Source organism: Primorskyibacter sp. S187A (assembly GCF_049800955.1).
In the GTDB taxonomy this organism is placed as follows: domain Bacteria; phylum Pseudomonadota; class Alphaproteobacteria; order Rhodobacterales; family Rhodobacteraceae; genus JAKVBH01.
On the sequence record NZ_JBNAGA010000002.1, the window covers coordinates 1,205,168 to 1,231,029 of the forward strand.

Annotated in this window: 26 protein-coding genes; 21 read left to right on the forward strand and 5 right to left on the reverse strand. The window is 58.7% G+C overall.

Going from position 1 to position 25,862, the window contains the following annotated elements; genetic code table 11:
* The first annotated feature begins 125 nt into the window (after nt 1–125).
* The 6 genes from ccrA (at nt 126) to ACP15S_RS16925 (ending at nt 5,493) form a co-directional block, all read left to right on the forward strand.
* Complete coding sequence (gene ccrA / locus ACP15S_RS16900; RefSeq protein WP_425040799.1) at nt 126–1,418, forward strand: crotonyl-CoA carboxylase/reductase; 1,293 nt, start codon at nt 126–128, stop codon at nt 1,416–1,418.
* A 208-nt stretch (nt 1,419–1,626) separates the two neighbouring features.
* Nucleotides 1,627–1,842: a hypothetical protein gene (locus ACP15S_RS16905; RefSeq protein ID WP_425040800.1), complete on the forward strand. Its 216-nt coding sequence runs from the start codon at nt 1,627–1,629 to the stop codon at nt 1,840–1,842.
* Nucleotides 1,808–2,500, forward strand: coding sequence for a helix-turn-helix transcriptional regulator (locus ACP15S_RS16910; protein ID WP_425040801.1), 693 nt, complete (start codon nt 1,808–1,810; stop codon nt 2,498–2,500). Before ACP15S_RS16905 ends, ACP15S_RS16910 begins: the two co-directional genes overlap by 35 nt.
* 85 nt (nt 2,501–2,585) lie before the next feature.
* Complete coding sequence (locus ACP15S_RS16915) at nt 2,586–3,230, forward strand: acyl-homoserine-lactone synthase (RefSeq protein WP_425040802.1); 645 nt, start codon at nt 2,586–2,588, stop codon at nt 3,228–3,230.
* Between the two features lie 41 nt (nt 3,231–3,271).
* Complete coding sequence (locus ACP15S_RS16920; protein WP_425040803.1) at nt 3,272–4,801, forward strand: ATP-dependent DNA helicase; 1,530 nt, start codon at nt 3,272–3,274, stop codon at nt 4,799–4,801.
* On the forward strand, nt 4,798–5,493 hold the full coding sequence (locus ACP15S_RS16925; RefSeq protein ID WP_425040804.1) for an SDR family oxidoreductase: 696 nt from the start codon (nt 4,798–4,800) through the stop codon (nt 5,491–5,493). The genes ACP15S_RS16920 and ACP15S_RS16925 overlap by 4 nt, the downstream gene beginning before the upstream one ends.
* A 3-nt stretch (nt 5,494–5,496) precedes the next feature.
* Here ACP15S_RS16925 and ACP15S_RS16930 read toward each other — a convergent pair whose 3' ends face one another.
* The 3 genes from ACP15S_RS16930 to gloB form a co-directional block, all read right to left on the reverse strand.
* Entirely contained in the window at nt 5,497–6,444 is a 948-nt protein-coding gene (locus ACP15S_RS16930; RefSeq protein ID WP_425040805.1) for a M23 family metallopeptidase, read from the reverse strand.
* The gene (clpA, locus tag ACP15S_RS16935) at nt 6,441–8,762 is read right to left on the reverse strand and encodes an ATP-dependent Clp protease ATP-binding subunit ClpA (protein ID WP_425040806.1); all 2,322 of its coding nucleotides are present in this window, start codon (nt 8,760–8,762) and stop codon (nt 6,441–6,443) included. Before clpA ends, ACP15S_RS16930 begins: the two co-directional genes overlap by 4 nt.
* A 154-nt stretch (nt 8,763–8,916) precedes the next feature.
* Nucleotides 8,917–9,684, reverse strand: a complete 768-nt coding sequence (gene gloB / locus ACP15S_RS16940; protein WP_425040807.1) for a hydroxyacylglutathione hydrolase — start codon at nt 9,682–9,684, stop codon at nt 8,917–8,919.
* 63 nt (nt 9,685–9,747) lie between these two features.
* Between gloB and ACP15S_RS16945 the strand changes: the two genes are divergently transcribed.
* The 10 genes from ACP15S_RS16945 to ACP15S_RS16990 all read left to right on the forward strand — a co-directional run bounded on the left by ACP15S_RS16945 (nt 9,748) and on the right by ACP15S_RS16990 (nt 20,355).
* Nucleotides 9,748–10,485, forward strand: a complete 738-nt coding sequence (locus tag ACP15S_RS16945; RefSeq protein ID WP_425040808.1) for a class I SAM-dependent methyltransferase — start codon at nt 9,748–9,750, stop codon at nt 10,483–10,485.
* A gap of 321 nt (nt 10,486–10,806) precedes the next feature.
* Complete coding sequence (locus tag ACP15S_RS16950) at nt 10,807–11,373, forward strand: F0F1 ATP synthase subunit delta (protein WP_425040931.1); 567 nt, start codon at nt 10,807–10,809, stop codon at nt 11,371–11,373.
* Nucleotides 11,374–12,915, forward strand: a complete 1,542-nt coding sequence (gene atpA / locus ACP15S_RS16955) for a F0F1 ATP synthase subunit alpha (protein WP_425040809.1) — start codon at nt 11,374–11,376, stop codon at nt 12,913–12,915. It begins immediately after the preceding gene.
* A 14-nt stretch (nt 12,916–12,929) separates the two neighbouring features.
* The gene (locus tag ACP15S_RS16960) at nt 12,930–13,808 is read left to right on the forward strand and encodes a F0F1 ATP synthase subunit gamma (protein ID WP_425040810.1); all 879 of its coding nucleotides are present in this window, start codon (nt 12,930–12,932) and stop codon (nt 13,806–13,808) included.
* Nucleotides 13,809–13,826: 18 nt separating this feature from the next.
* Nucleotides 13,827–15,251, forward strand: a complete 1,425-nt coding sequence (gene atpD / locus ACP15S_RS16965; RefSeq protein WP_425040811.1) for a F0F1 ATP synthase subunit beta — start codon at nt 13,827–13,829, stop codon at nt 15,249–15,251.
* A 60-nt stretch (nt 15,252–15,311) separates the two neighbouring features.
* Nucleotides 15,312–15,710, forward strand: coding sequence for a F0F1 ATP synthase subunit epsilon (locus ACP15S_RS16970; protein WP_425040812.1), 399 nt, complete (start codon nt 15,312–15,314; stop codon nt 15,708–15,710).
* A 90-nt stretch (nt 15,711–15,800) separates the two neighbouring features.
* The gene (locus ACP15S_RS16975) at nt 15,801–16,151 is read left to right on the forward strand and encodes an H-type lectin domain-containing protein (RefSeq protein WP_425040813.1); all 351 of its coding nucleotides are present in this window, start codon (nt 15,801–15,803) and stop codon (nt 16,149–16,151) included.
* A 131-nt stretch (nt 16,152–16,282) separates the two neighbouring features.
* On the forward strand, nt 16,283–17,530 hold the full coding sequence (gene trpB / locus ACP15S_RS16980; protein ID WP_425040814.1) for a tryptophan synthase subunit beta: 1,248 nt from the start codon (nt 16,283–16,285) through the stop codon (nt 17,528–17,530).
* Between the two features lie 67 nt (nt 17,531–17,597).
* Nucleotides 17,598–19,307: a methionine--tRNA ligase gene (gene metG / locus ACP15S_RS16985; RefSeq protein WP_425040815.1), complete on the forward strand. Its 1,710-nt coding sequence runs from the start codon at nt 17,598–17,600 to the stop codon at nt 19,305–19,307.
* Nucleotides 19,308–19,533: 226 nt separating this feature from the next.
* Nucleotides 19,534–20,355, forward strand: coding sequence for a LysR family transcriptional regulator (locus ACP15S_RS16990; RefSeq protein WP_425040816.1), 822 nt, complete (start codon nt 19,534–19,536; stop codon nt 20,353–20,355).
* Between the two features lie 6 nt (nt 20,356–20,361).
* Here the strand turns inward: ACP15S_RS16990 and ACP15S_RS16995 are convergent, their stop codons facing one another.
* Nucleotides 20,362–20,796 (reverse strand): FKBP-type peptidyl-prolyl cis-trans isomerase, encoded by a 435-nt coding sequence (locus ACP15S_RS16995; protein WP_425040817.1) that lies wholly within the window; start codon nt 20,794–20,796, stop codon nt 20,362–20,364.
* Nucleotides 20,797–20,906: 110 nt separating this feature from the next.
* Complete coding sequence (locus tag ACP15S_RS17000; RefSeq protein ID WP_425040818.1) at nt 20,907–21,287, reverse strand: VOC family protein; 381 nt, start codon at nt 21,285–21,287, stop codon at nt 20,907–20,909.
* A 97-nt stretch (nt 21,288–21,384) separates the two neighbouring features.
* Between ACP15S_RS17000 and ACP15S_RS17005 the strand changes: the two genes are divergently transcribed.
* From ACP15S_RS17005 to pcaD, 5 genes are read left to right on the forward strand one after another with little or no spacing between them, the layout of a single operon-like run.
* Nucleotides 21,385–22,062, forward strand: a complete 678-nt coding sequence (locus tag ACP15S_RS17005; protein WP_425040819.1) for a haloacid dehalogenase type II — start codon at nt 21,385–21,387, stop codon at nt 22,060–22,062.
* Complete coding sequence (locus ACP15S_RS17010) at nt 22,062–22,883, forward strand: alpha/beta fold hydrolase (protein ID WP_425040820.1); 822 nt, start codon at nt 22,062–22,064, stop codon at nt 22,881–22,883. Before ACP15S_RS17005 ends, ACP15S_RS17010 begins: the two co-directional genes overlap by 1 nt.
* Nucleotides 22,880–23,842, forward strand: coding sequence for a threonine ammonia-lyase (locus ACP15S_RS17015; protein ID WP_425040821.1), 963 nt, complete (start codon nt 22,880–22,882; stop codon nt 23,840–23,842). Before ACP15S_RS17010 ends, ACP15S_RS17015 begins: the two co-directional genes overlap by 4 nt.
* Nucleotides 23,839–25,044 (forward strand): endonuclease/exonuclease/phosphatase family protein, encoded by a 1,206-nt coding sequence (locus ACP15S_RS17020; protein ID WP_425040822.1) that lies wholly within the window; start codon nt 23,839–23,841, stop codon nt 25,042–25,044. Before ACP15S_RS17015 ends, ACP15S_RS17020 begins: the two co-directional genes overlap by 4 nt.
* Nucleotides 25,031–25,819: a 3-oxoadipate enol-lactonase gene (gene pcaD / locus ACP15S_RS17025; protein ID WP_425040823.1), complete on the forward strand. Its 789-nt coding sequence runs from the start codon at nt 25,031–25,033 to the stop codon at nt 25,817–25,819. Before ACP15S_RS17020 ends, pcaD begins: the two co-directional genes overlap by 14 nt.
* The last annotated feature ends 43 nt before the right edge of the window (nt 25,820–25,862 follow it).

Sequence of the window (25,862 nt, forward strand, 5' to 3'; positions counted from 1 at the left end):
GCATATGCTCGGTCATAAAATTACAAAACTAAGCTCTTGAGAGTTGCAATATTACTTTTCCGGCTATATCCATTGCTGAAACCGACGATTCTGCATCGCGGCAAACATTCAGCAAGGAGGCAATGATGGCTCTAGATACACATGGCGGGATTGCGCAGTATGACGCCCCGATGAAAGATCTCTACGAGATGGGTGAAATGCCTCCGCTGGGCCATGTCCCCAAGCAAATGTACGCTTGGGCCATTCGCCGCGAACGGCATGGTGAGCCGACGACGGCGATGTTGCAGGAGGTGGTGGAGACACCGCAGCTCGATAGCAACGAAGTGCTGGTGCTCGTGATGGCCGCCGGTGTCAACTACAATGGCGTTTGGGCCGCGCTGGGCGAGCCAATCTCGCCGTTCGACGGACACAAACAACCCTATCATATTGCTGGCTCTGATGCGTCCGGCATTGTCTGGGCTGTCGGGGATAAGGTGAAGCGTTGGAAAGTGGGTGATGAAGTTGTCATTCATTGCAATCAGGATGACGGCGACGATGAGGAATGCAACGGTGGTGACCCGATGTATTCTCCCACCCAACGTATCTGGGGTTATGAGACGCCGGACGGCTCATTTAGCCAGTTCACACGCGTGCAAGCGCAGCAGCTTATGCCGCGCCCTCAACATCTGACGTGGGAAGAGGCCGCCTGCTATACGCTCACGCTTGCGACGGCATATCGGATGCTCTTTGGTCATGAGCCGCACGATCTCAAGCCGGGTCAGAATGTGCTCGTTTGGGGCGCGTCAGGCGGTCTGGGGTCCTACGCCATCCAGTTGATCAATACTGCCGGGGCCAACGCCATCGGTGTGATCTCGGATGAGGACAAGCGCGATTTCGTCATGGGGCTTGGCGCCAAAGGCGTTATCAACCGTCGCGATTTCAAATGTTGGGGCCAGCTTCCCAAGGTTAACACACCGGAATACGCAGAGTGGTTTAAAGAAGCGCGCCGCTTCGGCAAGGCCATCTGGGACATCACTGGCAAAGGCAACAACGTCGACATGGTGTTTGAACATCCCGGCGAAAGCACGTTCCCGGTATCGACGTTTGTGTGCAAAAAAGGCGGCATGGTCGTCATTTGCGCGGGTACAACCGGCTTCAATTGCACATTCGACGTCCGCTACATGTGGATGCACCAGAAGCGTTTGCAGGGCTCTCACTTTGCGCACCTCAAGCAGGCCGCATCGGCGAACAAGCTGATGTTGGAACGTCGTTTGGATCCCTGCATGTCAGAAGTGTTCGAATGGAATGACTTGCCCGAAGCGCACATGAAGATGCTGCGTAACGAGCACAAGCCCGGCAACATGGCTGTTCTGGTCCAGTCGCCGCGCACAGGCTTGCGGACTTTTGAGGATGCTCTGGAAGCAGGCCCCAAGGCCTAACTCAACCCGGACAAGGTTCTCAAACGCCCGCGAATCGCAATGAGATCGCGGGCGTTTTGAGTCTCAAAGTCATAATGTTGTAGCTCAAGAGGTTAGGAATTTACGCCCTCACTATTTCTGGGGAGGGGAAATTCGCGAATATTTAAACAAACCGCCAGATGCTATAGTTTTGTTAACCTTTCGTTAACCGCCAAAAAAGAGAGTTAACATGCAACACGACTGGATTTTAGACGTACTGGCCGATCTCAAGACCTACGCGCAAACCAATGGTCTATCGCAAGTTGCAGAGCAACTCGAAGACACGCGTATTGTAGCAATGGCGGAGATCGCCTCCGAATTGGAAGGGCAGGATTTTGGTCTTGGCGCAGACGACGCCTCAGCTCGAGCCTTTGCTTCTCCAATTGGAGCAAGCCGAAGGGCATGAACAACTGCAATCCATCGCCGAGGCGTTTCGCGACGCGCTCGAGGTGGATCACCTTGTCTATCACTGGGTTTCAAGCACAGGAGAAAACTATGGCGTCGGCACATATTCCGACGCGTGGATCGCGAGATACCTAGAATGCGGCTACCTTCGCATCGATCCTGTCATACTGGGCTGTTTCCAGAGGTTTCACCCGGTTGAGTGGAAACGTTTAGATTGGTCCGGCAAATCGGCGAGGGAGTTCAGGAAAGACGCGGTGGCCTATGGCGTCGGGAACCAGGGCTTCTCGATCCCGATCCGGGGCCCTAACGGTCAATTCGCTTTGTTTACCGTGTCGCACAATTGCCCGGATGAGGAATGGGAAAGCTACACGAAGGAAAACCGGGATCAGCTGATCCTTGTGGCCCATTACTTCAATCAAAAGGCGCTGGAATTCGAGCCGGTCAAACAACCTGAACCCGGTCAGTCGCTTTCACCACGAGAAGCCGACGCGATGACGCTCCTCGCTGCTGGTTTCAGCAGGGCTCAAGCGGCGGAGAAGCTGGACATTTCTGAGCATACGCTCCGTGTCTATATCGAAAGTGCGCGCTTCAAATTGGGCGCCATGAACACGACGCATGCCGTCGCCCGGGCTTTGAGCCGGGGGTTGATCGTTGTCTGAAAGTTAACGCCTCGCGCGCATTAGTGCGAAGGCGTTAATCATGTTGCCCAAATCTTGTTGTCAACGAACGACAGGAGTACCCAACATGATCCGCTACCTTTACGCAGACCAACTCGCCGATTTCCCCAAACTCGCAGAAACCATGTTCCGCGACCGTGCTTGCCAGTTCAAGGAGCGGCTCGGCTGGGATGTAGAGGTCGACGACAACGGTTTTGAGCGCGATCAATATGATGATCTCAAGCCGCTCTATGTCATCTGGGAAAATGCAGACGGGACCCACGGCGGCTCTTACCGGCTTCTGCCGACGACCGGGAATTGCATGGTGAATGATCATTTCACTCATGTGATGGATGGGAGCGCCATCCGCAGCCCGTTTATCTGGGAATGCACGCGGTTTTGCCTGTCAAAAGGCGCCCCCAGCCATGTTGCGGCTGCGCTTGTGCTCGCCGGTGCGCCGTTCGTTCAGGAATTTGGGATACGCCATGTTGTTGGTGTCTTCGATGCGCGCATGGTCCGCATTTACCGCATGATCGGGTCCTCGCCCGAAGTGTTGGGCTCGATCGGCGAAGGCCGGGATCAAATCAGCGTAGGGCTCTGGGAATTTGCACAAGACGCGGAGGGGCGCGTTTCCAAGGTTGCGGGTATTTCGCCCGAGCAGATCCGCCACTGGTTCGATCTTTCCTTCGGTTCAAAAGGGGCAGACATGGAGCCGCTCGCAATGACGGCCTAAGCCCACTGGTGCGTCGCACCTCTCAAGGGTAGGGTCGGCCCATGACCCTACCCGCATTTGCATTTTCAGACGATCAGGCCGAGGCGCACGATGCCATCGCTGAGGCTTTGCGGGGCGCGGGCATCGATCTGGACAATGCAACGACCATGCCGGCCCGGGCGGGCAAAACGCGGATCATGGCCGTGACCGGCAAAGCCGGGTCTGGCAAAACACTGCTGCTTGCGGAGTTGGTGAAAGCCCTCAGGGACTGTGGGATCGATGTCGTCTCCGGTGATTATGAGGGCCGTAAACGCAAAGATCGCCGCACATTGGCCATTCTGGCCCCGACAAACAAAGCGGCCTCTGTCTTGCGTATGCGTGGTGTGCCTGCGACGACAATCCACCGGATCCTCTATACACCTGTCTACGACCCCGAATATGAGCGGATCGCCGAATGGCTTGCAGGCAATGGCGAGCGCCCCGACATCGAAGGCCTGGGCGACGCAGCCCTCGATCGCGCGCAAGCGTTTTACGCCTCAAACGCCTCCATACCTGGCGCTCTCGCGGCTGCAGGGCTGCGAGGGTCTGATTTCATCACCGGGTGGAAACGCCGCGAAGATCCTCTCGATGTTGGCTTTATTGATGAAGCCTCGATGCTGGATGATCGACAATTCGAGGATCTTTGCGAGATTTTTCCCACGCTCTTGTTGTTCGGAGACCCGGCGCAATTGGCGCCTGTCAACCAATCGGGGGCCATGGTCTTTGATCGGCTGGCTGAGACGCAGGTTCATCACCTGTCTCGCATTCACCGGCAGGCGGCGGATAACCCGATCCTTGATCTGGCCCATGCATTGGCTGACCCCCAATTGGAGTTTCAGGATTTTGAAGCCATGGTGGCGGAAAAGGCCAAGGCGGATGATCGCGTGATTTGGGGTCAACGTGTCGAGGTTGATCTGATGGCGCGCAGCCCTGTGCTGGTCTGGCGCAACGCAACACGCATCCGTTTGATCAACGCCTTCCGGTCAGTCCATGGGGCCCCTGAGGATATGTTGCTCGAAGGCGAGCCGCTTATTTGCGACGGTATCGAATTGCCGCTTAAACATCGAAAGAAGCGCCTCGATCTTGAGGCGCGCGGCCTGATCAAAGGGGCGCAGGTGATCTATCTCGGCGCCGGGCGCAAAACCGGTTTTTCGCGATTGCACGTTATGGGGGCCGAAGATCCGCGCGTGTCTGCCGCGTCAATTGTAAAGATCGAGAAGCCGGATGAGGAAGAACCCTTCATTCCGCACGCGGCCCGCATGGGCGCCACGTTTCTTCACGGCGCCGCCGTGACGATCCACAAGGCACAGGGATCACAATGGGAAAACGTGCAGGTTTTCGCGCCCGATCTTTTCGTCGCCGCCCGCATGGGTCGGGTCGAAGCGGGACAACCGCTCTGGAAGCGATTGGCCTATGTGGCTATCACGCGTGCGCAATCCCGCTTGTATTGGATCGTACGGAACAGACTGGCCAAGCCGACCTATGCCTTGCGGATTGATGATCTGGACGTCCCAGCACCTGTGCTGAAACTGGAAGAGGAAACGAGCCCATGAAACGTATACTCGTGACAGGGGCAAGCTCCGGCATCGGAGCGGAGGTAGCACGTCATTTTCTGGACAATGGTTGGCACGTTGGGCTGATGGCTCGTCGGAGGGACGCCCTCGAACGCGTGGCACAGGACCATGAAAATGCCGATGTCCTTGTGGCGGATGTGACGCGCGAGGGAGAGGTCAAGGCGGCCTTCGATGCGTTCGGTGAGATTGATGTTCTCTTCAATAACGCCGGCACCTTTGGTGTGCCGGGCTGTATTGATGAAATTCCGCTGGAGACATGGCACGAGGTGGTGGCGGTGAATTTGACCGGTATGTTTCTGTGTGCCCGTGAGGCATTTGCCCGGATGCGAGCTCAGGGCGGGCGCATAATCAACAATGGCAGCATCTCGGCCCATGTGCCGCGTGAGAATGCGGTGTGCTACACGACGACCAAACATGCGATCACAGGGCTGACAAAACAGCTGTCGCTCGATGGGCGGGCGCTGGGGATTGCATGCGGACAGATCGACATTGGCAATGCGCGTACGGAATTGCTGGAAGAGCTCGCAGCGCGGACAGGTGTGCCGCAGCCCATGATGCAGGTCGGTGATGTCGCGAAGGGCGTGATGTACATGGCCAGCTTGCCACCCGAGGCCAACGTGCAATTCATGACGGTCATGGCCCGCGAAATGCCCTATATCGGGCGCGGTTAGGCTCTATCGCAGCGCGGCGGTGATCGTTCTTGTATCGATGGGTGTGCCTTGGCGCACCAGCGTGATGTCACCTGTGTAAGTGCCCGGAGGCCATCCTTCGGCAGGCGCGCGTTTTCCGCCCGCACGAAAGAATTGGGCCCTGTTGCGGTCTAGCTCGGCTTCAGTTTCGAAAACGAGGCCGCGGGGTCCTGTAATGGATAGTCGCATCACGTCACCGATCTGCGCGCCGAACCCAAAGCCAAAAAGGACCAATGGGGCGTCTCGGGCGATCTGCTGTGCGGCAAGGCCTGATTTGACATCATCATACTCCGGGACTGAGCGCGAGAACCCGATATCCAGAAGTCCGCCCGCTTTGTATTGGACGTCGCCAGCCCAAAGCGTTTGATCCGATGGGCCACAGGTCTGAGCCCCGTCGGGCCTGAACGGATCCACGACCTCATCGTCTTTACGGATTGAGAGATGCAAATGTGCAAATTCGGTACGTCCTGAGAGACCAATGTCGCCCAATGGGTCACCAGCCGCAACGGACGCGCCTTGCGCAACAGTGACGGAGCCTTTGCGCAGATGACAATATTGCGTGACCCACCCATCCGCATGGGTCACGACCACGCCATTCCCGCAGTCACGTCCCTCAAGGTCACCGCCCCGATAGACGTCGTCCGCCATCCCGTCGCGCACCCCGGTGACAATGCCCGGCGCGGCGGCTCTCACGGAAACACGGTCTTCAATGCTATTGCGAAGCGGCAGGGCGATGTCGGTGCCTTTGTGCCCGTCATAGCTCAGGGCGCCGCACATGAAGTCTTGCCAGCCCGGACCCGGGTCCGTGTCGACGTAATTCTGTATGTAACAGGTGTCGCCCAACTTGCAGTCGACGGGCCACTCAAGCAAAACCTCCGCCGAAGCACTGGCTGCGGCGGAGATCAGGATCATAGCCGTTAGGCTGCGTTTCATTCTGCTGTGAGAAGAGGCGGCTTCTTTTTGGAGGACAGGCGCGGATTGTCCGGACCGGACAAGCTCAAGTCCAACTCGCCGTCCTTCACGGCAACCTTCACAACACCGCCTTTGGCAAGCGTGCCAAACAGCAATTCCTCTGCCAGCGGCTTCTTGATGTGCTCTTGGATCACACGACCCAACGGGCGGGCGCCCATCTTGTCGTCATAGCCCTTGTCGGCAAGCCATTCCGCCGCCGGCTTGGTCAATTCAATCGTCACATTACGATCCATGAGCTGAGCTTCCAGCTGGAGCACGAACTTCTCGACCACACGCAATATGACCGACTTCGGCAAGGGTGCGAAGGAGATCACCGCGTCCAGACGGTTGCGGAATTCCGGCGTGAACGTCCGCTCGATTGCGGCTGTGTCTTCGCCTTCACGGCGATCCCGGCCAAACCCGATTGCCGCTTTGGCTTGCTCGGCTGCCCCGGCGTTGGAGGTCATGATCAAAATGACATTGCGGAAATCAACCGTGCGGCCATTGTGATCGGTCAGGGACCCATGATCCATAACTTGGAGCAGGATGTTGTAGACGTCCGGGTGTGCTTTCTCCATCTCGTCGAGCAATAGCACGCAGTGCGGATGCTGATCCACGCCATCTGTCAATTGGCCGCCCTGGTCAAAACCGACATAGCCGGGAGGTGCGCCGATGAGCCGTGAGACGGCGTGTTTTTCCATGTATTCAGACATGTCAAAACGCAGCAGCTCAACACCCAAAGTCGCTGCCAGCTGTTTCGCAACTTCAGTTTTGCCGACGCCGGTTGGACCTGCGAAGAGGTAGTTTCCGATTGGCTTCTCAGGCTCGCGCAGACCGGCACGCGCCAGCTTGATCGCGGAGGAGAGGGCCACGATGGCATCGTCTTGTCCGAAGACCACGCGTTTGAGCGACTTCTCGAGATCTTTGAGCACCGCGGCATCGTCTTTCGAGACGTTCTTCGGAGGAATACGGGCAATTTTCGCCACGACGGCTTCGATTTCCTTGGTCCCGATTGTCTTTTTGCGCTTGCTCTCCGCCAGCAGGTGCTGGGCCGCACCCGCTTCGTCGATGACGTCGATGGCTTTGTCGGGCAATTTACGGTCGTTGATATAGCGCGAGGACAATTCAACGGCGGTTTTGACAGCATCGGCCGTATATTTCACACCATGGTGCTCTTCGAAGTAGGGCTTCAGGCCTCGCAGGATCTTTACAGAATCCTCGACCGATGGCTCATTCACATCGATTTTCTGGAACCGTCTTGACAGCGCACGGTCTTTCTCGAAGTGCTGACGAAATTCCTTATATGTCGTCGACCCCATCGTTCTCAACTTGCCGCCCTGAAGTGCGGGCTTGAGCAGGTTGGACGCGTCCATTGCGCCGCCTGATGTGGCGCCCGCGCCAATGACCGTGTGGATTTCATCAATGAACAGCACGGCGTCCGGGTGATCTTCAAGCTCGGTCACAACGGCCTTGAGGCGCTCTTCGAAATCACCGCGATAGCGGGTCCCGGCCAGCAAAGCGCCCATATCCAGCGAGTAAATCGTGGTATTGGACAGAACCTCGGGCGTCTCTCCTGCAACAATCTTGCGGGCCAGGCCTTCTGCAATGGCCGTTTTGCCGACGCCGGGGTCTCCCACCAAAAGGGGATTGTTCTTGCGGCGGCGACACAGCACCTGAATGCAGCGTTCCACCTCATGATCACGTCCGATAAGAGGATCGATATCTCCAGCCTGCGACTTGGCATTGAGATCTACGCAATACTTTCCAAGAGCGCTTTCTTTTTGCTCGCCTTGGGGTTCTGGCGTAATGGTTTCCTCTTCCTCGGCGCCTTGCACCGGGCGGGCTTCACCATATGCAGGATCCTTCGCAACACCGTGTGCGATGTAGTTCACGGCATCATAGCGCGTCATGTCCTGTTCTTGCAGGAAGTAGGCTGCATTGCTTTCGCGTTCGGCAAAGATTGCGACCAGCACATTTGCGCCTGTGACTTCTGTGCGACCAGAGCTTTGCACATGGATTGCGGCGCGTTGAATGACACGCTGGAAAGCCGCCGTGGGAACCGCTTCGGACCCTTCGATATCAGTGACAAGGTTGCTGAGATCATCATCGACGAATTCAACCAATGTCTGGCGGAGCTCTTCGGTATCAACAGAGCATGCTTTCATCACACGGCTCGCATCGGGCTCATCGATCAGCGCAAGCAGCAGGTGTTCGAGCGTGGCAAACTCGTGGGAGCGGCTGTTGGCGAGCGCCAAAGCCGAGTGGATCGCCTGCTCAAGTGTATTCGAGAATGAAGGCACGTCGCGGTGCTCCTTCTAGTTTGGGTCTTCAGGCAGTGTCACCTGATCAACCGTGGCCTCTTAAAGTTAAAGTTTGGTCGACAGCGGGCCGGCTTCAAGTTTTTTCTGACAATTCCCGATCACAAATCGTGTCGTGGCGGTGAATTTGGTCACATTAAAACCTGTCTTTGCGGGCGCGGATCTCGGCGAAGACATCAACGGGATCCTGGCCGCTCATGCCGATTTGTGCCTGTACGTCCGGTATATGGGCGCGCAAAAACGGGTTGGTCGCCAGCTCGAGGCTGAGGGTTGAGGGAACAGTCGCTCGCCCGTGAGCGCGCGCGGCTGCGATGGCGTCTGTACGAGAGATAAGCTCCGCGTTGTCCGGTTCAATAGTGCGCGCGAAGGCGGCGTTGCTTGTGGCGTATTCGTGGCCGGAACAGACAAGCGTGTCAGGGGGCAGCTGCGCGAGTTTGCTCAGGCTTGCATGCATTTGCGCGGCGGTGCCTTCGAAGAGGCGACCACAGCCCAACGCCATAAGCGAGTCTGCGCTGAACAAGAGGCCGGATTGGGCGAAATAGAAGGCAACATGGCCGATGGTATGCCCCGAGACATCCATGACCATCATCTCTTCGCCACACAGGGCATGCGTATCGCCGTCCTGAACAGAATGGCTCAGCTCGGGCAGCCGATGTGCGTCAGCCGCGGCCCCCCAAACCTTGGCGGGCGCTTTTGCCAGAATGTCTGCAACGGCCCCGGTATGATCATCGTGGTGATGGGTCAGAAGGATGTGATCCAGCGTCCAGTTGCGCCTTTGCAGCTCAGCCAGAATTGGGGCCGCTTCGGGCGCGTCGATCAATGCGGTTTCGCCACTTTCAGCATCGTGGATCAGATACGCATAATTATCTGACAGACAGGGGATCGTGACGAGGTCCAAAGCCATGGTGTTCTGTGCGCTCCTTGATCTAAGATGTTCGAAGTCTGACCCAGGAAGGCGCAAGCTGCAATGCATCTTGATGTACAAGACCTGCACGCATTTTATTACCGGAGCACTCTTGGGCGTGCCGTTCAAAAGGTGCTGCGGGACAAGCTGCGGCAGGTCTGGCCCGATACGAAAGGACGAACGGTCGCGGGCTTTGGCTTCGCAGCCCCTCTGTTGCGACCGTTTTTGAGCGATGCCCGCCGGGTGATGGCGCTGATGCCCGCGCAACAAGGGGTGATCCATTGGCCGGCCGGTCAGCCGAATGTCTCTGTATTGACGGAAGAAGTGCGCTGGCCTGTCGAGACGGGCCATATTGACCGGCTCGTTGTGCTGCACGGGCTCGATTCATCGGAACACCCGACGCCTCTCTTCGATGAGATCTACCGCGTTTTGGGGCCGGGGGGACGTGTGGTGTTTATCGTGCCGAACCGGTCCGGGCTTTGGGCGCGGAGCGAGACGACACCTTTTGGGTTTGGCCGACCCTATTCGTCCAGCCAACTCGACAGCCAGCTCAAATGGCACGACTTCGTCCCCGGGGATCACGCCTCCTTGCTCTATCAACCACCGTCGACGCGAAAGATCTGGCGCAAGACATCGGGTTTTTGGGAGCAGACAGGACAAAAAATCCCCGGCGTTATGGCGGGTGGCGTGCTGATGGTCGAGGCGACGAAGAAGTACCCTCCGCGCCCACGGGGTGCAGGCGAGCGTGCGCGGCCCAGTTTCGGCATCCTGACGCCATCGCCTGAAGTCAAACCCGTTTAAGATGCATGGGCCTCTGGGTCTGCACCTCATGCGGCACTGCAGCAATCGCAGTTTCGGCGGTTTTGGCGATAAGAATCGTGAGAAATTCATGAATTAGGCGACGTTTTCTTATGCTCGTATTTGCGCAATAGGTCGCATCCCGATTAACCATCTGAAATTACGACTTATTCCATGATGGTTAAATCGCGCCATTCGTGTTGCGAGGTTGCAAAGCCTCTGCTACATCCCCCCTGATTTTGGCGCCTTGCACACACGCGAGGCCAAAACTACGCCTCCGTCGGTGAAGATTGACCGATGACAACGGGGCCAGACAGCGGAAGGGTGGACGTGTCAGAACCAGCTTCGATCTCCTCCGGCATCGCGGAACGCTATGCCACCGCGGTGTTCGAGATTGCGCTCGAGAACAAGGAGCTTCCAAAGCTGGAAGCCAATCTCGACGATCTTGCAGCCGCACTCGATGAAAGCGCCGACCTGCGTGACCTGATTTCGTCGCCCGTGTATGCGCGCGATGCACAGGAAACCGCGATCACATCGGTTGCCTCGAAAATGAAACTGCTGCCGGTGATGGGCAACGTGCTGGGCTTGATGGCGCAGAAACGTCGTCTGTTTGTTCTGCCGCAACTCGTTGCACAGCTGCGCGCGGCAATCGCCGATCACAAGGGCGAAGTCACGGCAGAGGTATCGGCCGCTCAAGCGCTGACGAAAGCTCAGTCCGATGCGCTCGCCAAGCAGCTCAAGGCGTCCGTTGGCAAAGATGTCAAAGTAAATGTCACCGTCGATGAAAGCCTCATCGGCGGTTTTGTCGTTAAAGTGGGCTCGAAGATGATCGATACGTCGATCCGCTCCAAGCTCAACTCCCTGCAAAATGCTATGAAAGAGGTCGGATAAATGGGTATCCAAGCAGCAGAGATTTCTGCGATCCTGAAAGAGCAGATCAAGAACTTCGGCTCTGAAGCTGAAGTTGCTGAGGTTGGCCGTGTGCTCTCCGTGGGCGACGGTATTGCCCGCGTTTACGGTCTCGATAACATTCAGGCCGGTGAGATGGTCGAGTTCCCTGGCGGCATCCGCGGCATGGCGCTCAACCTTGAGACCGACAACGTCGGTGTTGTGATCTTCGGCTCCGACCGCGACATTAAAGAAGGCGACACCGTTAAGCGCACAAACGCGATTGTGGACGTTCCCACGGGCGACGCGCTGCTCGGCCGTGTTGTGGACGGTCTGGGCAACCCGCTCGACGGCAAAGGTCCTATCGAGACATCCACGCGTTCTGTTGCGGACGTGAAAGCGCCGGGCATCATCCCGCGTAAATCCGTGCACGAGCCGATGGCCACAGGCCTCAAGTCCGTCGACGCGATGATCCCGATTGGCCGTGGCCAGCGTGAGCTTATCATTGGCGACCGTCAAACAGGTAAGACAGCTGTTGCTCTCGACGCGATCCTGAACCAGAAATCCTACAACGAAGCCGCAGGCGATGATGAGAGCAAAAAGCTCTACTGCATCTATGTCGCCGTGGGCCAAAAGCGCTCCACTGTGGCGCAGCTGGTGAAACGCCTCGAAGAATCCGGTGCGATTGAGTACTCGATCGTGGTCGCGGCCACTGCCTCCGACCCCGCGCCGATGCAGTTCTTGGCGCCTTATGCCGCGACTGCCATGGCCGAGCATTTCCGTGACAATGGCCGCCACGCGCTGATCATCTACGATGACCTTTCCAAGCAAGCGGTTGCCTATCGTCAGATGTCCCTGCTGCTCCGTCGCCCGCCGGGTCGTGAAGCCTATCCGGGCGACGTTTTCTACCTCCACTCGCGGCTCCTCGAGCGTTCCGCGAAGCTCAACGAAGACAATGGCGCGGGCTCGCTGACGGCTCTGCCGATCATTGAAACTCAGGGCGGTGACGTCTCGGCCTTTATTCCGACCAACGTGATCTCGATCACCGACGGCCAGATCTTCCTTGAGACCGAGCTTTTCTACCAGGGCATTCGTCCCGCGGTGAACACTGGTCTGTCGGTCTCGCGTGTGGGCTCCTCGGCCCAAACCGACGCGATGGCCTCTGTGGCGGGTCCGGTGAAGCTGTCCCTCGCGCAGTATCGCGAAATGGCAGCCTTCGCCCAGTTCGGCTCCGACCTCGACGCCGCAACCCAGCAGTTGCTGGCCCGTGGCGCGCGCCTGACCGAGCTGATGAAGCAGCCGCAATACTCGCCGCTGACGAACGCAGAGATCGTGTGCATCATTTTCGCAGGTACCAACGGCTACCTCGACAGTGTTGAAGTCGCCGATATTGGACGCTGGGAATCGAGCTTCCTCGCCTTCCTGCGTGGACAGAAAGCGGACTTCCTGCAGTGGATTGCCGACGAAGATCCCAAGTTCAAAAAGGGTGAGCCTGTCGACAAGATGAAAGCGGTTCTCGACGAATTTGCCGCGACGTTCTCGTAAGGAGGGGCTGACCCATGCCTTCCCTGAAGGACCTTAAAAACAGGATCGAGTCGGTCAAATCGACCCGCAAGATCACCAAGGCCATGCAGATGGTGGCCGCCGCGAAGTTGCGGCGGGCCCAAGAAGCTGCCGAACAGGCGCGGCCCTACACAGAGCGGTTCAATACCGTAATGGCAGGGCTTGCCGCATCGGTTGGTGGGTCTGATAGCGCACCCAAGCTGCTTTCGGGCACCGGGTCGGATCAGGTGCATCTGCTTGTCGTAATGACTGCCGAGCGTGGTCTTTGCGGTGGCTTCAACGCCAACATCGCCAAGCTGGCACGAAATCATGCTGCGGAGCTTCAAGCCAAGGGCAAGACCGTCAAGGTCCTGACCGTGGGCAAGAAAGGTCGTGACGCGATCAAGCGCGACCTTGGCGATCTTTTCGTCGGTCACGTGGACCTCACAGAAGTCAAGCGGATCGGTTACGGCGACGCACAAGGCATTGCCAAAGACGTGCTGGCCCGTTTCGATGGCGGTGAATTTGATGTGGCGACGATCTTTTACTCGAAGTTCCAAAACGTCGTGACGCAAATCCCCACGGCTCAGCAAATCATCCCGGCCGCTTTCGAGGCAGAGGGTGACGCTGACGGCGCCACAACGCTCTACGATTATGAGCCCAGCGAAGAGGCGATCCTTGCAGATCTCTTGCCGCGCGGTGTGGCGACGGCCATATTCTCGGCGTTGCTTGAGAATGGCGCATCGGAGCAGGGCGCGCGGATGTCCGCCATGGACAACGCGACACGCAACGCTGGCGAAATGATCGACCGGCTGACCATCGAGTTCAACCGCTCGCGTCAGGCCGTGATCACCAACGAACTGATCGAAATCATCTCGGGCGCGGAAGCGCTCTAAGAACTGGAGATAACATCAATGGCTAACGCAAAAGGCAAAGTGACCCAGGTCATCGGCGCCGTTGTCGACGTTCAGTTCGACGACCATCTGCCTGCAATTTTGAACGCGCTGAACACAGAGAACGACGGCAAGACCCTTGTCCTCGAAGTGGCCCAGCACCTCGGTGAAAACACCGTCCGCACCATTGCGATGGACGCGACGGAAGGTCTCGTACGTGGTCAGGAAGTGTCCGACACGGGCGCGCCGATTTCGATCCCCGTGGGGAACGCCACCCTGGGTCGAATCCTCAACGTTGTGGGCGAGCCCGTAGACGAAGGCGGTCCTGTTGAGGCCACCGAGCGCCGCGCTATTCACCAGGATGCGCCGGAGTTTGCCGAGCAATCCACAGAATCCGAGATCCTCGTGACAGGCATCAAGGTTGTTGACCTTCTGGCGCCATACGCGAAGGGCGGTAAGATTGGCCTCTTCGGCGGTGCCGGTGTGGGCAAGACCGTTCTCATCATGGAATTGATCAACAATATCGCGAAGGTGCACTCGGGCTATTCCGTGTTCGCCGGTGTGGGCGAGCGGACCCGTGAGGGCAATGACCTTTACCACGAGATGATCGAATCCAACGTGATCAAGCCTGACAACCTCGAAGACAGCCAAGTGGCCCTGGTCTACGGCCAGATGAACGAACCTCCCGGTGCGCGTGCTCGTGTGGCTCTGACAGGTCTGACACTTGCGGAGCAATTCCGTGACCAGTCCGGGACAGACGTTCTGTTCTTCGTGGACAACATCTTCCGCTTTACACAAGCCGGTTCCGAGGTCTCCGCTCTCTTGGGTCGTATCCCCTCCGCTGTGGGCTACCAGCCGACACTGGCCACCGACATGGGTGCGATGCAGGAACGCATTACCTCCACCAAGCAGGGCTCGATTACATCGATCCAAGCGGTCTATGTGCCTGCGGACGACCTTACCGACCCCGCGCCTGCGACAACCTTTGCGCACTTGGACGCCACGACCGTTCTGTCGCGTGCGATCTCCGAGCTTGGCATCTACCCGGCCGTGGACCCGCTCGACAGCTCCTCGCGTCTGATGGACCCGCAGGTCGTTGGGGAAGAGCACTATAAAGTGGCCTCCGACGTTCAGCAGATCCTGCAGAAATACAAGTCTCTGCAAGACATCATCGCCATTCTCGGCATGGACGAACTGTCGGAAGAAGACAAACTCACTGTGGCCCGCGCCCGGAAGATCCAACGCTTCCTGTCGCAGCCTTTCGACGTGGCGAAAGTCTTCACCGGCTCTGATGGTGTTCAGGTTCCGCTGGAAGACACAATCGCGTCCTTCAAGGCCGTTGTCGCCGGCGAGTATGACCACCTGCCCGAAGGTGCCTTCTACATGGTAGGCGGCATCGACGAGGTGATCGCCAAAGCCGAGAAGATGGCTGCGGAAGCTGCTTAAGTCTAAACTCCCGCGCCACACTTCGGGTGTGTCGCGGGCCTCAAGTTCGAGGAGAGAGACATGCAATTTGATCTGGTAAGCCCTGAGCGCAGCCTTGCGTCGCTCGAGGTGACCGCTGTGCAGATCCCGGGCGCCGATGGCGACATGACAGCCATGGCCGATCATGCTCCGACGATCACGACGCTGCGCCCCGGTATCCTGAAAGCCGAGAGCAGCAACGGGACAACGGAATACCTCGTGACTGGCGGTTTTGCCGAGATCGGTGCGGCGGGTGTCACGGTTTTGGCGGAGCGCGCTCTGCCCAAGGCGGACGTGACGCAGGACGATGTCGATGCAATGCTCGCCGATGCCAAGGCGGCGGTGGATGGCGCAGCGGCGGAAGCGGCAGATGATGCCGCGAAACTGCTGGCCGACATGACAGCGCTCGCCAGCGAGATCGGTCTCAAAGCCAGCGCTTGATCTCTCGGCAGAAAAGCTCATTTTGAAAGGACGCGTTTCGTTTTGGAGCGCGTCTTTTTCTTTGTCTGACAGGTCTTGGAGCTTTGCAGGATGAAGCGGTTGACGACAGGCGCCATTGGTGTGGATCAGGGCAACGAAGCGCTCTTCTCGCATCATGACGTTGATGGCGACATGTGGACCGGCGAAGGTCCTCGGGAAGTGCGAAAGCGGATTACCTTTTCCGCGCCGTTCAAACAAGCGCCCTCGGTTCATCTGTCTTTGGCGCTGTTCGATCTTGATCAACAGACCAATCCCCGCGCGGATCTCAAGGCAGAACGCATCGATCAGGACGGGTTTGACGCGGTGTTTTGCACATGGTCAGACACGCGGGTGGCGCGGGTACGGATTTCGTGGCTGGCCATAGGCGCGCTTGCCTCGGATGACGACTGGGATATTGAGTGAAACGGCAGTCTTGCCCGGTCATACCCGTGTTTGCGGCGGCTCTTAGATATTTTTGACGAGAGGCCGGGAAGTGCTGGTCAAGGCGCGCGCCGCGCCCTAGAACAACCTTTGATCCGCAAGGGAGGGACCCCATGGCCGACGATCTGTTCAACTCATTCATGACTGGCCCTGATGAAAGTGGTCGGTTCGGTAAGTTTGGAGGCCGCTTTGTCTCCGAGACTTTGATGCCGCTGATCCTCTCGCTGGAAGAGGAATATGAGAAGGCCAAGACGGATCAGAGCTTCTGGGACGAGATGAACCATCTGTGGACCCATTACGTGGGTCGCCCGTCCCCTTTGTATTTCGCAGAGCGACTGACTGAGCGCCTGGGCGGCGCGAAAGTCTACATGAAGCGCGATGAGCTCAATCACACTGGCGCGCACAAGATCAACAATGTGCTGGGCCAGATCATCCTCGCGCGGCGCATGGGCAAAAGCCGGATCATCGCGGAGACGGGCGCGGGCCAGCATGGCGTGGCCACGGCGACGGTCTGTGCGAAGTTTGGCCTGAAATGCGTGGTTTATATGGGCGCCCACGATGTAGAGCGCCAGGCGCCCAATGTCTTCCGCATGCGCTTGCTTGGTGCCGAAGTCATCCCGGTGACTTCGGGTCGCGGGACGCTGAAAGATGCGATGAACGATGCGCTGCGCGATTGGGTGACCAATGTGCGCGATACGTTTTATTGCATTGGCACTGTCGCGGGCCCGCATCCCTATCCGGCCATGGTGCGTGATTTTCAGGCCATCATCGGCAAGGAGGCCAAGGCGCAGATGATGGAGGCCGAAGGCCGTTTGCCCGACACGATCATCGCGGCGATTGGAGGAGGGTCCAATGCGATGGGTCTGTTCTTCCCGTTCCTCGATGACAAGGAGGTGGGCATCATAGGCGTCGAAGCGGGCGGCAAGGGCGTCAATCAGAAGATGGAGCATTGTGCATCCCTGACGGGCGGGCGCCCGGGCGTGTTGCACGGCAACCGGACCTATCTGTTGCAAGATGATGACGGCCAGATCCTTGAAGGCTTCTCGATCTCGGCGGGGCTCGATTACCCGGGCATCGGCCCGGAGCATGCCTGGCTGCATGAGATCGGCCGTGCGGAATATGTCGCCATTACGGACAAGGAAGCGCTGGAAGCCTTCCAGCTTTGTTGTGAAACCGAAGGCATCATCCCTGCGCTTGAGCCCTCACACGCCCTGGCGCATGTGGCCAAGATCGCGCCAGAGCTGCCCAAGGATCATATCATCTGCATGAACATGTGTGGCCGCGGCGACAAGGACATCTTTACTGTCGCGCGTCATCTGGGCTTTGACATGTCTGGTCCGGAAGGCCGCTCGGTCGAATAGTCGGGGTTTACCCGGCTGCGTTTTCGCGCGATTTAGGCGCGTCTCTCTTCGTCAGACGGAGGCCATTATGGCACGCCACCTCATCACTTCTGCGATCCCGTATATCAACGGGATCAAGCATCTCGGCAATCTTGTTGGCTCGCAATTGCCGGCGGATCTCTATGCGCGCTATCTCAGGGCGCGGGGGCATGAGGTGTTGTTTCTGTGCGCGACAGACGAGCATGGAACGCCGGCGGAGCTTGCAGCGGCCAAGGCGGGCAAGCCCGTGGCGGAGTATTGCGCGGAGATGCATGCGGTTCAGGCAGAAATCGCCAAAGGGTTCCGGCTGTCTTTCGATCACTTCGGGCGGTCGTCTTCTGAGCAAAACCGCGTTTTGACGCAGCATTTTGCAGGCGTGCTGGCCGACAATGACCTGATCCGGGAAGTGGTGGAGACGCAGATTTATTCCAAGGCTGACGGGCGCTTTCTGCCGGACAGATATATTGAGGGCACATGCCCCAATTGCGGCTTTGAGAGCGCGCGTGGCGATCAATGTGACAATTGCACAAAGCAGCTGGACCCGACCGATCTGATCGAGCCCTATTCGACGATTTCCGGCTCCAAAGACCTCGAGGAGCGGCAAACCAAGCATCTCTATCTGCGCCAATCGGAAATGAGGGAGCAGTTGGAGGCCTGGATCGACAGCAAGTCTGATTGGCCCATTCTGACGACGTCGATTGCCAAGAAATGGCTGACCGATGGCGACGGTTTGCAAGATCGCGGCATCACGCGGGATCTCGATTGGGGTGTGCCGGTCAAGCGCGGCCGCGAAGACTGGCCCGGCATGGAAGGCAAGGTGTTCTACGTCTGGTTTGACGCGCCCATTGAATACATCGCCAGTGCCCAGGAATGGGTTGATGCGGGCGAGGGGCGCGATTGGGAGCGTTGGTGGCGCACGGATAAAGGCGCGGAGGATGTCGTCTACACCCAGTTCATGGGCAAGGATAACGTCCCGTTCCATACGCTGAGCTTCCCGGCGACGATCCTTGGCTCCAAAGAGCCCTGGAAGCTCGTGGATTACATCAAATCCTTCAACTACCTGAACTATGAAGGTGGCCAGTTCTCGACCTCGCGGGGGCGCGGTGTCTTTCAGGATCAGGCGCTTGAGATCTTGCCCGCGGATTACTGGCGCTGGTGGTTGCTCTCCAATGTGCCGGAAACCTCTGATTCCGAGTTTACCTGGGAGAATTTTCAGGCGGGCGTGAACAAGGATCTCGCCGATGTCTTGGGCAATTTCGTCTCCCGTGTGACGAAGTTCTGCCGTTCCAAGTTTGGTGAAGAGGTGCCTGACGGGACTTATGGTCCCCAGGAAGCCGCGCTCATCGAAGATCTGACCACGCGCCTGCACGCCTATGAGGCGCATTTGGAGGCGATGGAAGTGCGCAAGTCTGCGCAAGAGTTGCGCGCCATCTGGGTGGCGGGCAATGAATACCTCCAAGAGGCTGCGCCCTGGTCGACCTTCAAGGAAGACCCGGCGCGCGCCGCGGGCCAGATCCGTCTCGCGTTGAACCTGATCCGGTTTTACGCTGTGATTTCACAGCCCTTTATTCCCGATGCCGCAGCCCAGCTCATGGCAGCGATGCACACGGATGATGACAGCTGGCCCGAGGACGTCGCGGCGGCTCTTGAAGCTTTGCCTTCGGGTCATGCTTTCACGGTGCCAGACGTGTCTTTCCGCAAGATTGGCGATGATGAGCGCGCAGAATGGCAAGAGCGTTTCGCGGGCACCCGTGCGTAAGCACGACCAAAGATTGCCGCTCTCAACCTGAGCCATTTGCGGCGGCGGCCCCATTTTTTGTGACTGCGCAACAGCCGCATAAAGTGCTCGCGTTCCGAGTTGATTCCGATCGGGGCGGGTGGTGTTGAATAATAGACATCCATGGGTTTTCATCCTTGTTAGGTTTCACCTAGACTGCCTATGAATTGGCTGGAAAAAACCTGATGAAATTGGCAATAAGGGTTTCATGAATGAAACCCATGCCTCTCTGGATGACCTTCTGCTCTTTGCATTGGTTGCGCAGATGGGGTCCCTCAGCGCGGCCAGTCGTCAGTGTGATATGCCGTTGCCCACAGTGTCGCGGCGCATGGCAGGGCTCGAGCGTGATCTGGGTCGCAAGCTCTTTGTTCGAGGCGCGCGCGGCTATGCTCTGACTGCGGATGGGCGTTCTCTGGCGGAAGAACTGGAGGGGTTGGCCCATATCCGCGCGCGCGTGCGGGCCTGGTCGGAGCGCGTGTCGGGGCCCGTGGCAGTCCGCATAACAGCCGGAACATGGAGCGCGCGGCACATAGCGTTGAATTTGCCGCCCATTTCACAGGACGCGTTGTGGGCCCCTGTGTTCGTGCCTTCAGACGCGAAGCTTGATCTGGCGCGTCGCGAGGCCGATGTCGGCATTCGTAATGCCGCGCCAGATCACAACTGGCTTGCGGGCCGTAAGTTGGCTCCCGTAGAATTTGCGATTTACGGTCGGCCTGAGGCGACCGGATTTATCGCCAGCACCAACAACACGCCCTCTCAAAACTGGCTGCAGGCGCATTTTCCTGAAGATATCCGCCTCCGCGCCGGCGATCCGCGGCTTGCTTTGGATCTGGCGCTGGCGGGGCATGGCCGTGTTCTCTTGCCCATGTTTGCGGGGCGCAGCACTGAGCTGAACCAAGTCTCGGAGCCAATCGATGCGTTGCGCCATGAGGCTTGGTTGGTCGTTCATGACCAAGCGCGGCACGAGCCACCTATTCGGGCCGCGCTTGATATGGTGGGGGCGCTGTTTGAGGCGGCGCCCGGCGCGTGAGCGTGCTTAGACGGAGTCGATCCCCATCATTTCGATGGCAAAGGTCAGATCTTTGCCCGCGAGAGGATGGTTGGCATCCAGAACGACTTCAGTGTCATTGGCGTCCACAACCATCACAGGGATGGCTTGCCCGTCGGGGCCTTGCATTTGCAATTGTGTGCCCGGCTCGGTCGGAATGTGGTCCGGGATTTCGCTGCGCGGAACAGCTTGGCGCGCGCCTGGGTTCAGGGGGCCGTAAGCATCTGCGCATTCGATCTGAACAGTCTTCTTGTCTCCGACAACCATGCCCGGGATGGCCGTGTCGAGCCCGGGGATGATCTGGCCGGAGCCTACCACGAATTCGAGCGGTTCGCGCCCGTCCGAGCTGTCGAACGTTGTCCCGTCATCAAGAGTGCCGGTATAGTGAATGCGCACAGTATCGCCCGCTTTGGCCTGCGTCATGGGAAACCTCTTGTCCTTTTTTGAGAGAAGGGAGGCCGGCCCGGATCAGGCTGGGTGCTCCATCGCAATAGGGTGGGTCTACCTTGTCCCAAGCGGAGACGCAAACGACCTCACCCGCTTGGCGTCATCAATCCCAAGGCGGCACCGGAGGGGTCTGTTACGATGGCAATGCGTCCAACCTCCGGGACATCAAACGGCGCGCGCAGGATCTGTCCGCCCTGGGCCTTGGTCGCCTCAACGGCGCTCTCTACGTCCGTGACGGCGAAAATCGTGAGCCAATGGGCCGGAACATTCTCCATGCCCGGGGTGTCCGACATGTCGTAGAGACCGCAGACCATTTGCTCGCCCATCATGGCGACATGATAGGTGCCATCAGGCATGGGCATTTCGCTCCAGGACCAACCGCAGACCTCCGTGTAGTAGGCCCTTGTCGCAGTGACATCGCGCGTGGCCAATTCCGTCCAGTGCACTTCGCCGTGTTGCCATTCCATTTTGTGTCCCTCCTGTTTTGAGGCGCGAGCATACACCAGAATCGCTCTTTCGTCTCATGCATGAGCATGACACTCTGAGGCCAAAGGGGAGGGCTGCATGATCACCACCTGTATTTTTGATGCCTATGGCACCCTGTTTGATGTCTCCGCAGCCGCACGTGAGGCAGCGGCGCAGGAAGGCCAGGAGTATTGGGCGCCCAAGTGGTCTGCATTGGCCGAGGCCTGGCGGCTCAAGCAGTTGCAATACACATGGTTGCGGGCGGTGACGGGGGATCATTGCTCGTTTTGGGACGTGACGAAGGATGGTCTGGATTGGGCCATGGCATCTCAGGGGCTGGATGATCCCGAGCTGCGTGAGCGGTTATTGGCGCTCTATTGGGAGCTTTCGGCGTACCGCGAGGTGCCCGCCATGCTTGCCCAGCTCAAGGCTCTGGGGAAGAACACCGGCATTTTATCCAACGGCTCGCCTGACATGCTCGAGGGCGCGGTTGATTCCGCGGTGATCGGCGAATGGCTCGATGCGGTCCTTTCCGTGGAAAGCGTGGGCGTTTTCAAGCCTGCGCGCGTGGTTTATGACCTTGTGGGGCAACGCTTCGATTGCGGCCCGGAAAACGTGTTGTTTGTTTCCTCCAATGGCTGGGACGCGGCAGCTGCGGCGGCCTATGGGTTCACGACCGCATGGGTCAACCGAGGCGGAGATCCCATGGACAACCTGCCGGGCAAACCGCAGCATGTGTTGTCCGATCTGTCCTCCATTCCCGAGTTGGTGCGCTGATGCCGAGATTTACCACAAGTGACGGTCTGTCTTTGTACTACACGGACGACGGTGACGGTGTGCCGCTTCTGTGTCTGTCGGGATTGACCCGCGATGGGCGCGATTTTGACTATGTGGCGCCTCATCTTGAGGGGTGCCGTATCATCCGGTTGGATTACCGCGGGCGTGGCAAGTCGGATCATGCGCCTTATCAGACCTACACGATCCCGCGCGAAGGGCAGGATGCTCTTGAGTTGCTGGCGCATCTGGGGCTCTCGCAGGTGGCACTCCTGGGCACGTCTCGCGGTGGGCTCATTGCCATGGGGTTGGCTGCGACGGTGCCGGATGTTTTGCTGGGCGTGGCACTCAATGACATCGGGCCCGAGCTTGATCCCGCGGGCCTCACCGCGATCATGGGGTTTCTCGGAAAGCCACCCATTTACAAGGATCTGGAAGAGGCGGCTGCAGCCCGTCCGGACGTTATGGCTGGTTTTGCCAATGTCCCGCCGGAACGGTGGCGCGCCGAGGTCGAAAAGTTCTTCGATGTCACGAGCGAGGGCCTGCAACTGACCTATGATCCCGCCTTGCGCAAGGCGGTTGAGGAGGCGGGCGCACAGCCCATGCCTGATCTGTGGCCCTTCTTCGATGCGCTGGCGGGCAAGCCTCTGGCGATAATCCGGGGGGCAAATTCGGACCTGCTGTCCCAAGCGACGCTCGATGAGATGTGCCGCAGGCGCCCCGATGCCATCAGCGCAATTGTCGCGGACCGGGGCCATGTTCCCTTTCTTGACGAACCGGAGGCGCTCAGCGCGCTGAGGCTTTGGCTGGAGGCCATGCGATGAACATAGATCGGATCCGGGCCGCCCATGGGCGGATCAAATCGACCATCCGCGAGACACCGCTATTGAGCGCGCCGTTTCTCGATGATCTCGTGGGCAAGCGCGTGCTGGTCAAAGCCGAATGCCTGCAAATCACGGGCAGTTTCAAATTTCGGGGCGCCACCTCCGCCATCTCGGCACTGAGTGAGGCAGACCGCCAGCACGGGATCGTTGCGTTTTCTTCCGGCAATCACGCGCAGGGCGTGGCTCTCGCGGCGCAAAAGTACGATGCGCCTGCGACGATCATCATGCCGGCAGATGCGCCGCGCGTGAAAATCGAAAATACGCAGGCCTATGGTGCGGAGGTCATCCTCTATGATCGTGCATCCGAGGATCGCGACGAAATCGGCGCGCGTTTGGTTGCGGAGAAAGGCCTCACGCTGATCAAGCCTTTTGACAACGAAGAGGTCATTGCAGGGCAGGGCACCTGCGGGTTGGAAATCGCGGCGCAAACGCAAGGCATCGAAGAGGCGGCCGTGCTTGTGTGTTGCGGTGGTGGCGGGTTTCTCTCCGGTATCGCGACCGCGCTGGCGGATGAAAAGCCGGGTTTCACCTGTCATCCTGTCGAGCCCGAGGGATTTGATGATGTCGCGCGTTCGCTCATCTCCGGGCGGATCGAGCGCAATGCGCAGACATCTGGCAATATCTGTGATGCCATCATCTCGCCAAGCCCCGGACAGATCACCTTCCCGATCATGCAGCGCTTGTGCGGACCGGGGTTGACCGTGTCGGAAGAGGAGGCCCTGCGCGCCATGGCCATGGCGTTTGAGCATCTGCGCGTCGTGGCCGAACCGGGCGGCGCTGTCGCACTTGCGGCGGCTCTGTTTCGAACATCCCATCTGCCCCAAGACACGATCATCGCGACAATCTCAGGCGGGAATGTGGATGCCGCGATGTTCCAGCGCGCATTGGAGATGCTATGACGGACTTCACGATCGCTTCCTTCAACGTCAAGAACCTGATCGGAGCTGATCAGGAGTACTACCGGTTTCAAAGCTACACGCCTGAGGAATACGCCTGGAAGAAGGATTGGCTGTCCGACCAGCTTCTGACGATGGATGCAGATATCGTGGGCTTTCAGGAGGTTTTTGAAGAAGGCGCCTTGAGCGATGTCGTTGACGAGACCACTCAGCGGGCGCGCGAGCTCAACAACGTCGTGATCCCCGATAAGACCAAGCGCTACCGAAAACGCGCGATTTTTCGCAGATTGGCCTCGGATGGATATGCCGGGGCCGAGATTGCCTTTGCGCCCAATGCAGCTGATGGCGGCACGCCTGGAAAAAGGCGCCCAGGCGTAGCCATCCTGTCGCGTCATCCCATTCTGGAGACGGAGATCATCCAGGATTTGCCCGAGCCGCTGGTGATTGATTTTCCTGCCTTGCGTGGCATGGGCGGCGATGGTGGACGCTATACGCTGGAGCGCGTCTCGCGCCCCATTCTGAAAGCGCGGATCCAGGTGGGCTCCGAGGTGATCACGGTCTTTAATTGCCACCTGAAATCCAAGCTCGGGGAGTTTATTACGCCAGAAAGTGATGACTTCCCGCCGGAAGCAGACCTGACACACTATGACCCGGTGGCGCGCGCGCTTGGGGGCTTGCGTGCGGCGCTGCGGCGGATGGCGGAGGCCTATGTGCTGCGCCGTGCCATTGTGGCCGAGATCAAGGCGGGCCGGTGTGTCATTGCCATGGGTGATTTCAATGACGGCGAGAACGCGGTCTCCTCGGAGATTGTCTCCGGCGAACACCCTTTCAAGAATTATGCCTGGATGCTTCGCCATGATGCCACGCATGGGGGCGATCGCTACAGCCGCGAGGAGGACAAACAGATCCGCGGTGATGTCGAGGCGGTCAAGCTATACTCCGCCGAGAAGCTCTTCGTGCGCAAATCCCTGCGGGACATGGTGTTTACCGCGGCCTTTGGCGGCAATTTCGAGAGCATCGACCAGATCTATCTCTCTAGGCACTTTCACCCCGAAAACCCGAACCGGATCGGAGAGATGACCTATTTCTCCGTTCTCAATGACCACCTGACTGACGGGTCACATCCCGAGGCGCCCTACAACAAGCTTGCCTCTGACCACGGCCAGATCGTAGCCCATATGAGCCTTGCCCATGATGATCGCTGAACTCAACAACACACGTCTGCACTACAAGCTGGAGGGCCCCGAAGATGGCGCGCCGGTGGTCTTTGCCAATTCGCTCGGCACTGATCTGCGCCTGTGGGATGCGATGCTGCCCCATCTGCCCGCTGGCCTGCGCATCCTGCGGTATGACAAGCGGGGCCATGGCCTCTCCGATGCGCCCGATGCGCCCTATACGATGGGCCAGCTTGTGGGGGATGCAGAGGCGCTGATCGACCATGTGGGCATGAAAGATGTGCTCTTTGTCGGCCTCTCCATCGGGGGCCTGATTGCGCAGGGTCTTGCGGTCAAGCGGCTCGATCTGGTGCGCGCGATGGTGTTGTCCAATACCGGTGCCAAGATCGGGACGCGCCAAATGTGGGCCGATCGCATTGCCGCCGTTGCCTCAAGCGGGACATCGGCGCTTGCTGCAGGCACTATGGAACGGTGGTTTTCCAAAGAGTTTCGTACGACGCCTGAGCTGACGGCATGGCAAAACATGTTCGAACGCTGTCCGCCTCAGGGTTGGACGGGGTGCGCCGCAGCCATCGCCGGTACGGATTTCATCACGCCAACATCAGGACTGCGCCTGCCGTGCCTCGGGATTGCGGGGAGCGAGGATGGTTCAACGCCGCCAGATCTCGTACGTGAAACGGTTGATTTGATCCCAGGATCGCGCACCGAGCTGATGCGCGGGGCCGGGCATTTGCCCTGCGTTGAGCAGCCCGAGGAATATGCCGCTCTGCTTACCACCTTCCTGCGCGAGACGGGCCATATCTAGCCTCCTGTGACACGGTAACTGTGGCCGTGCGTTATCCACCATG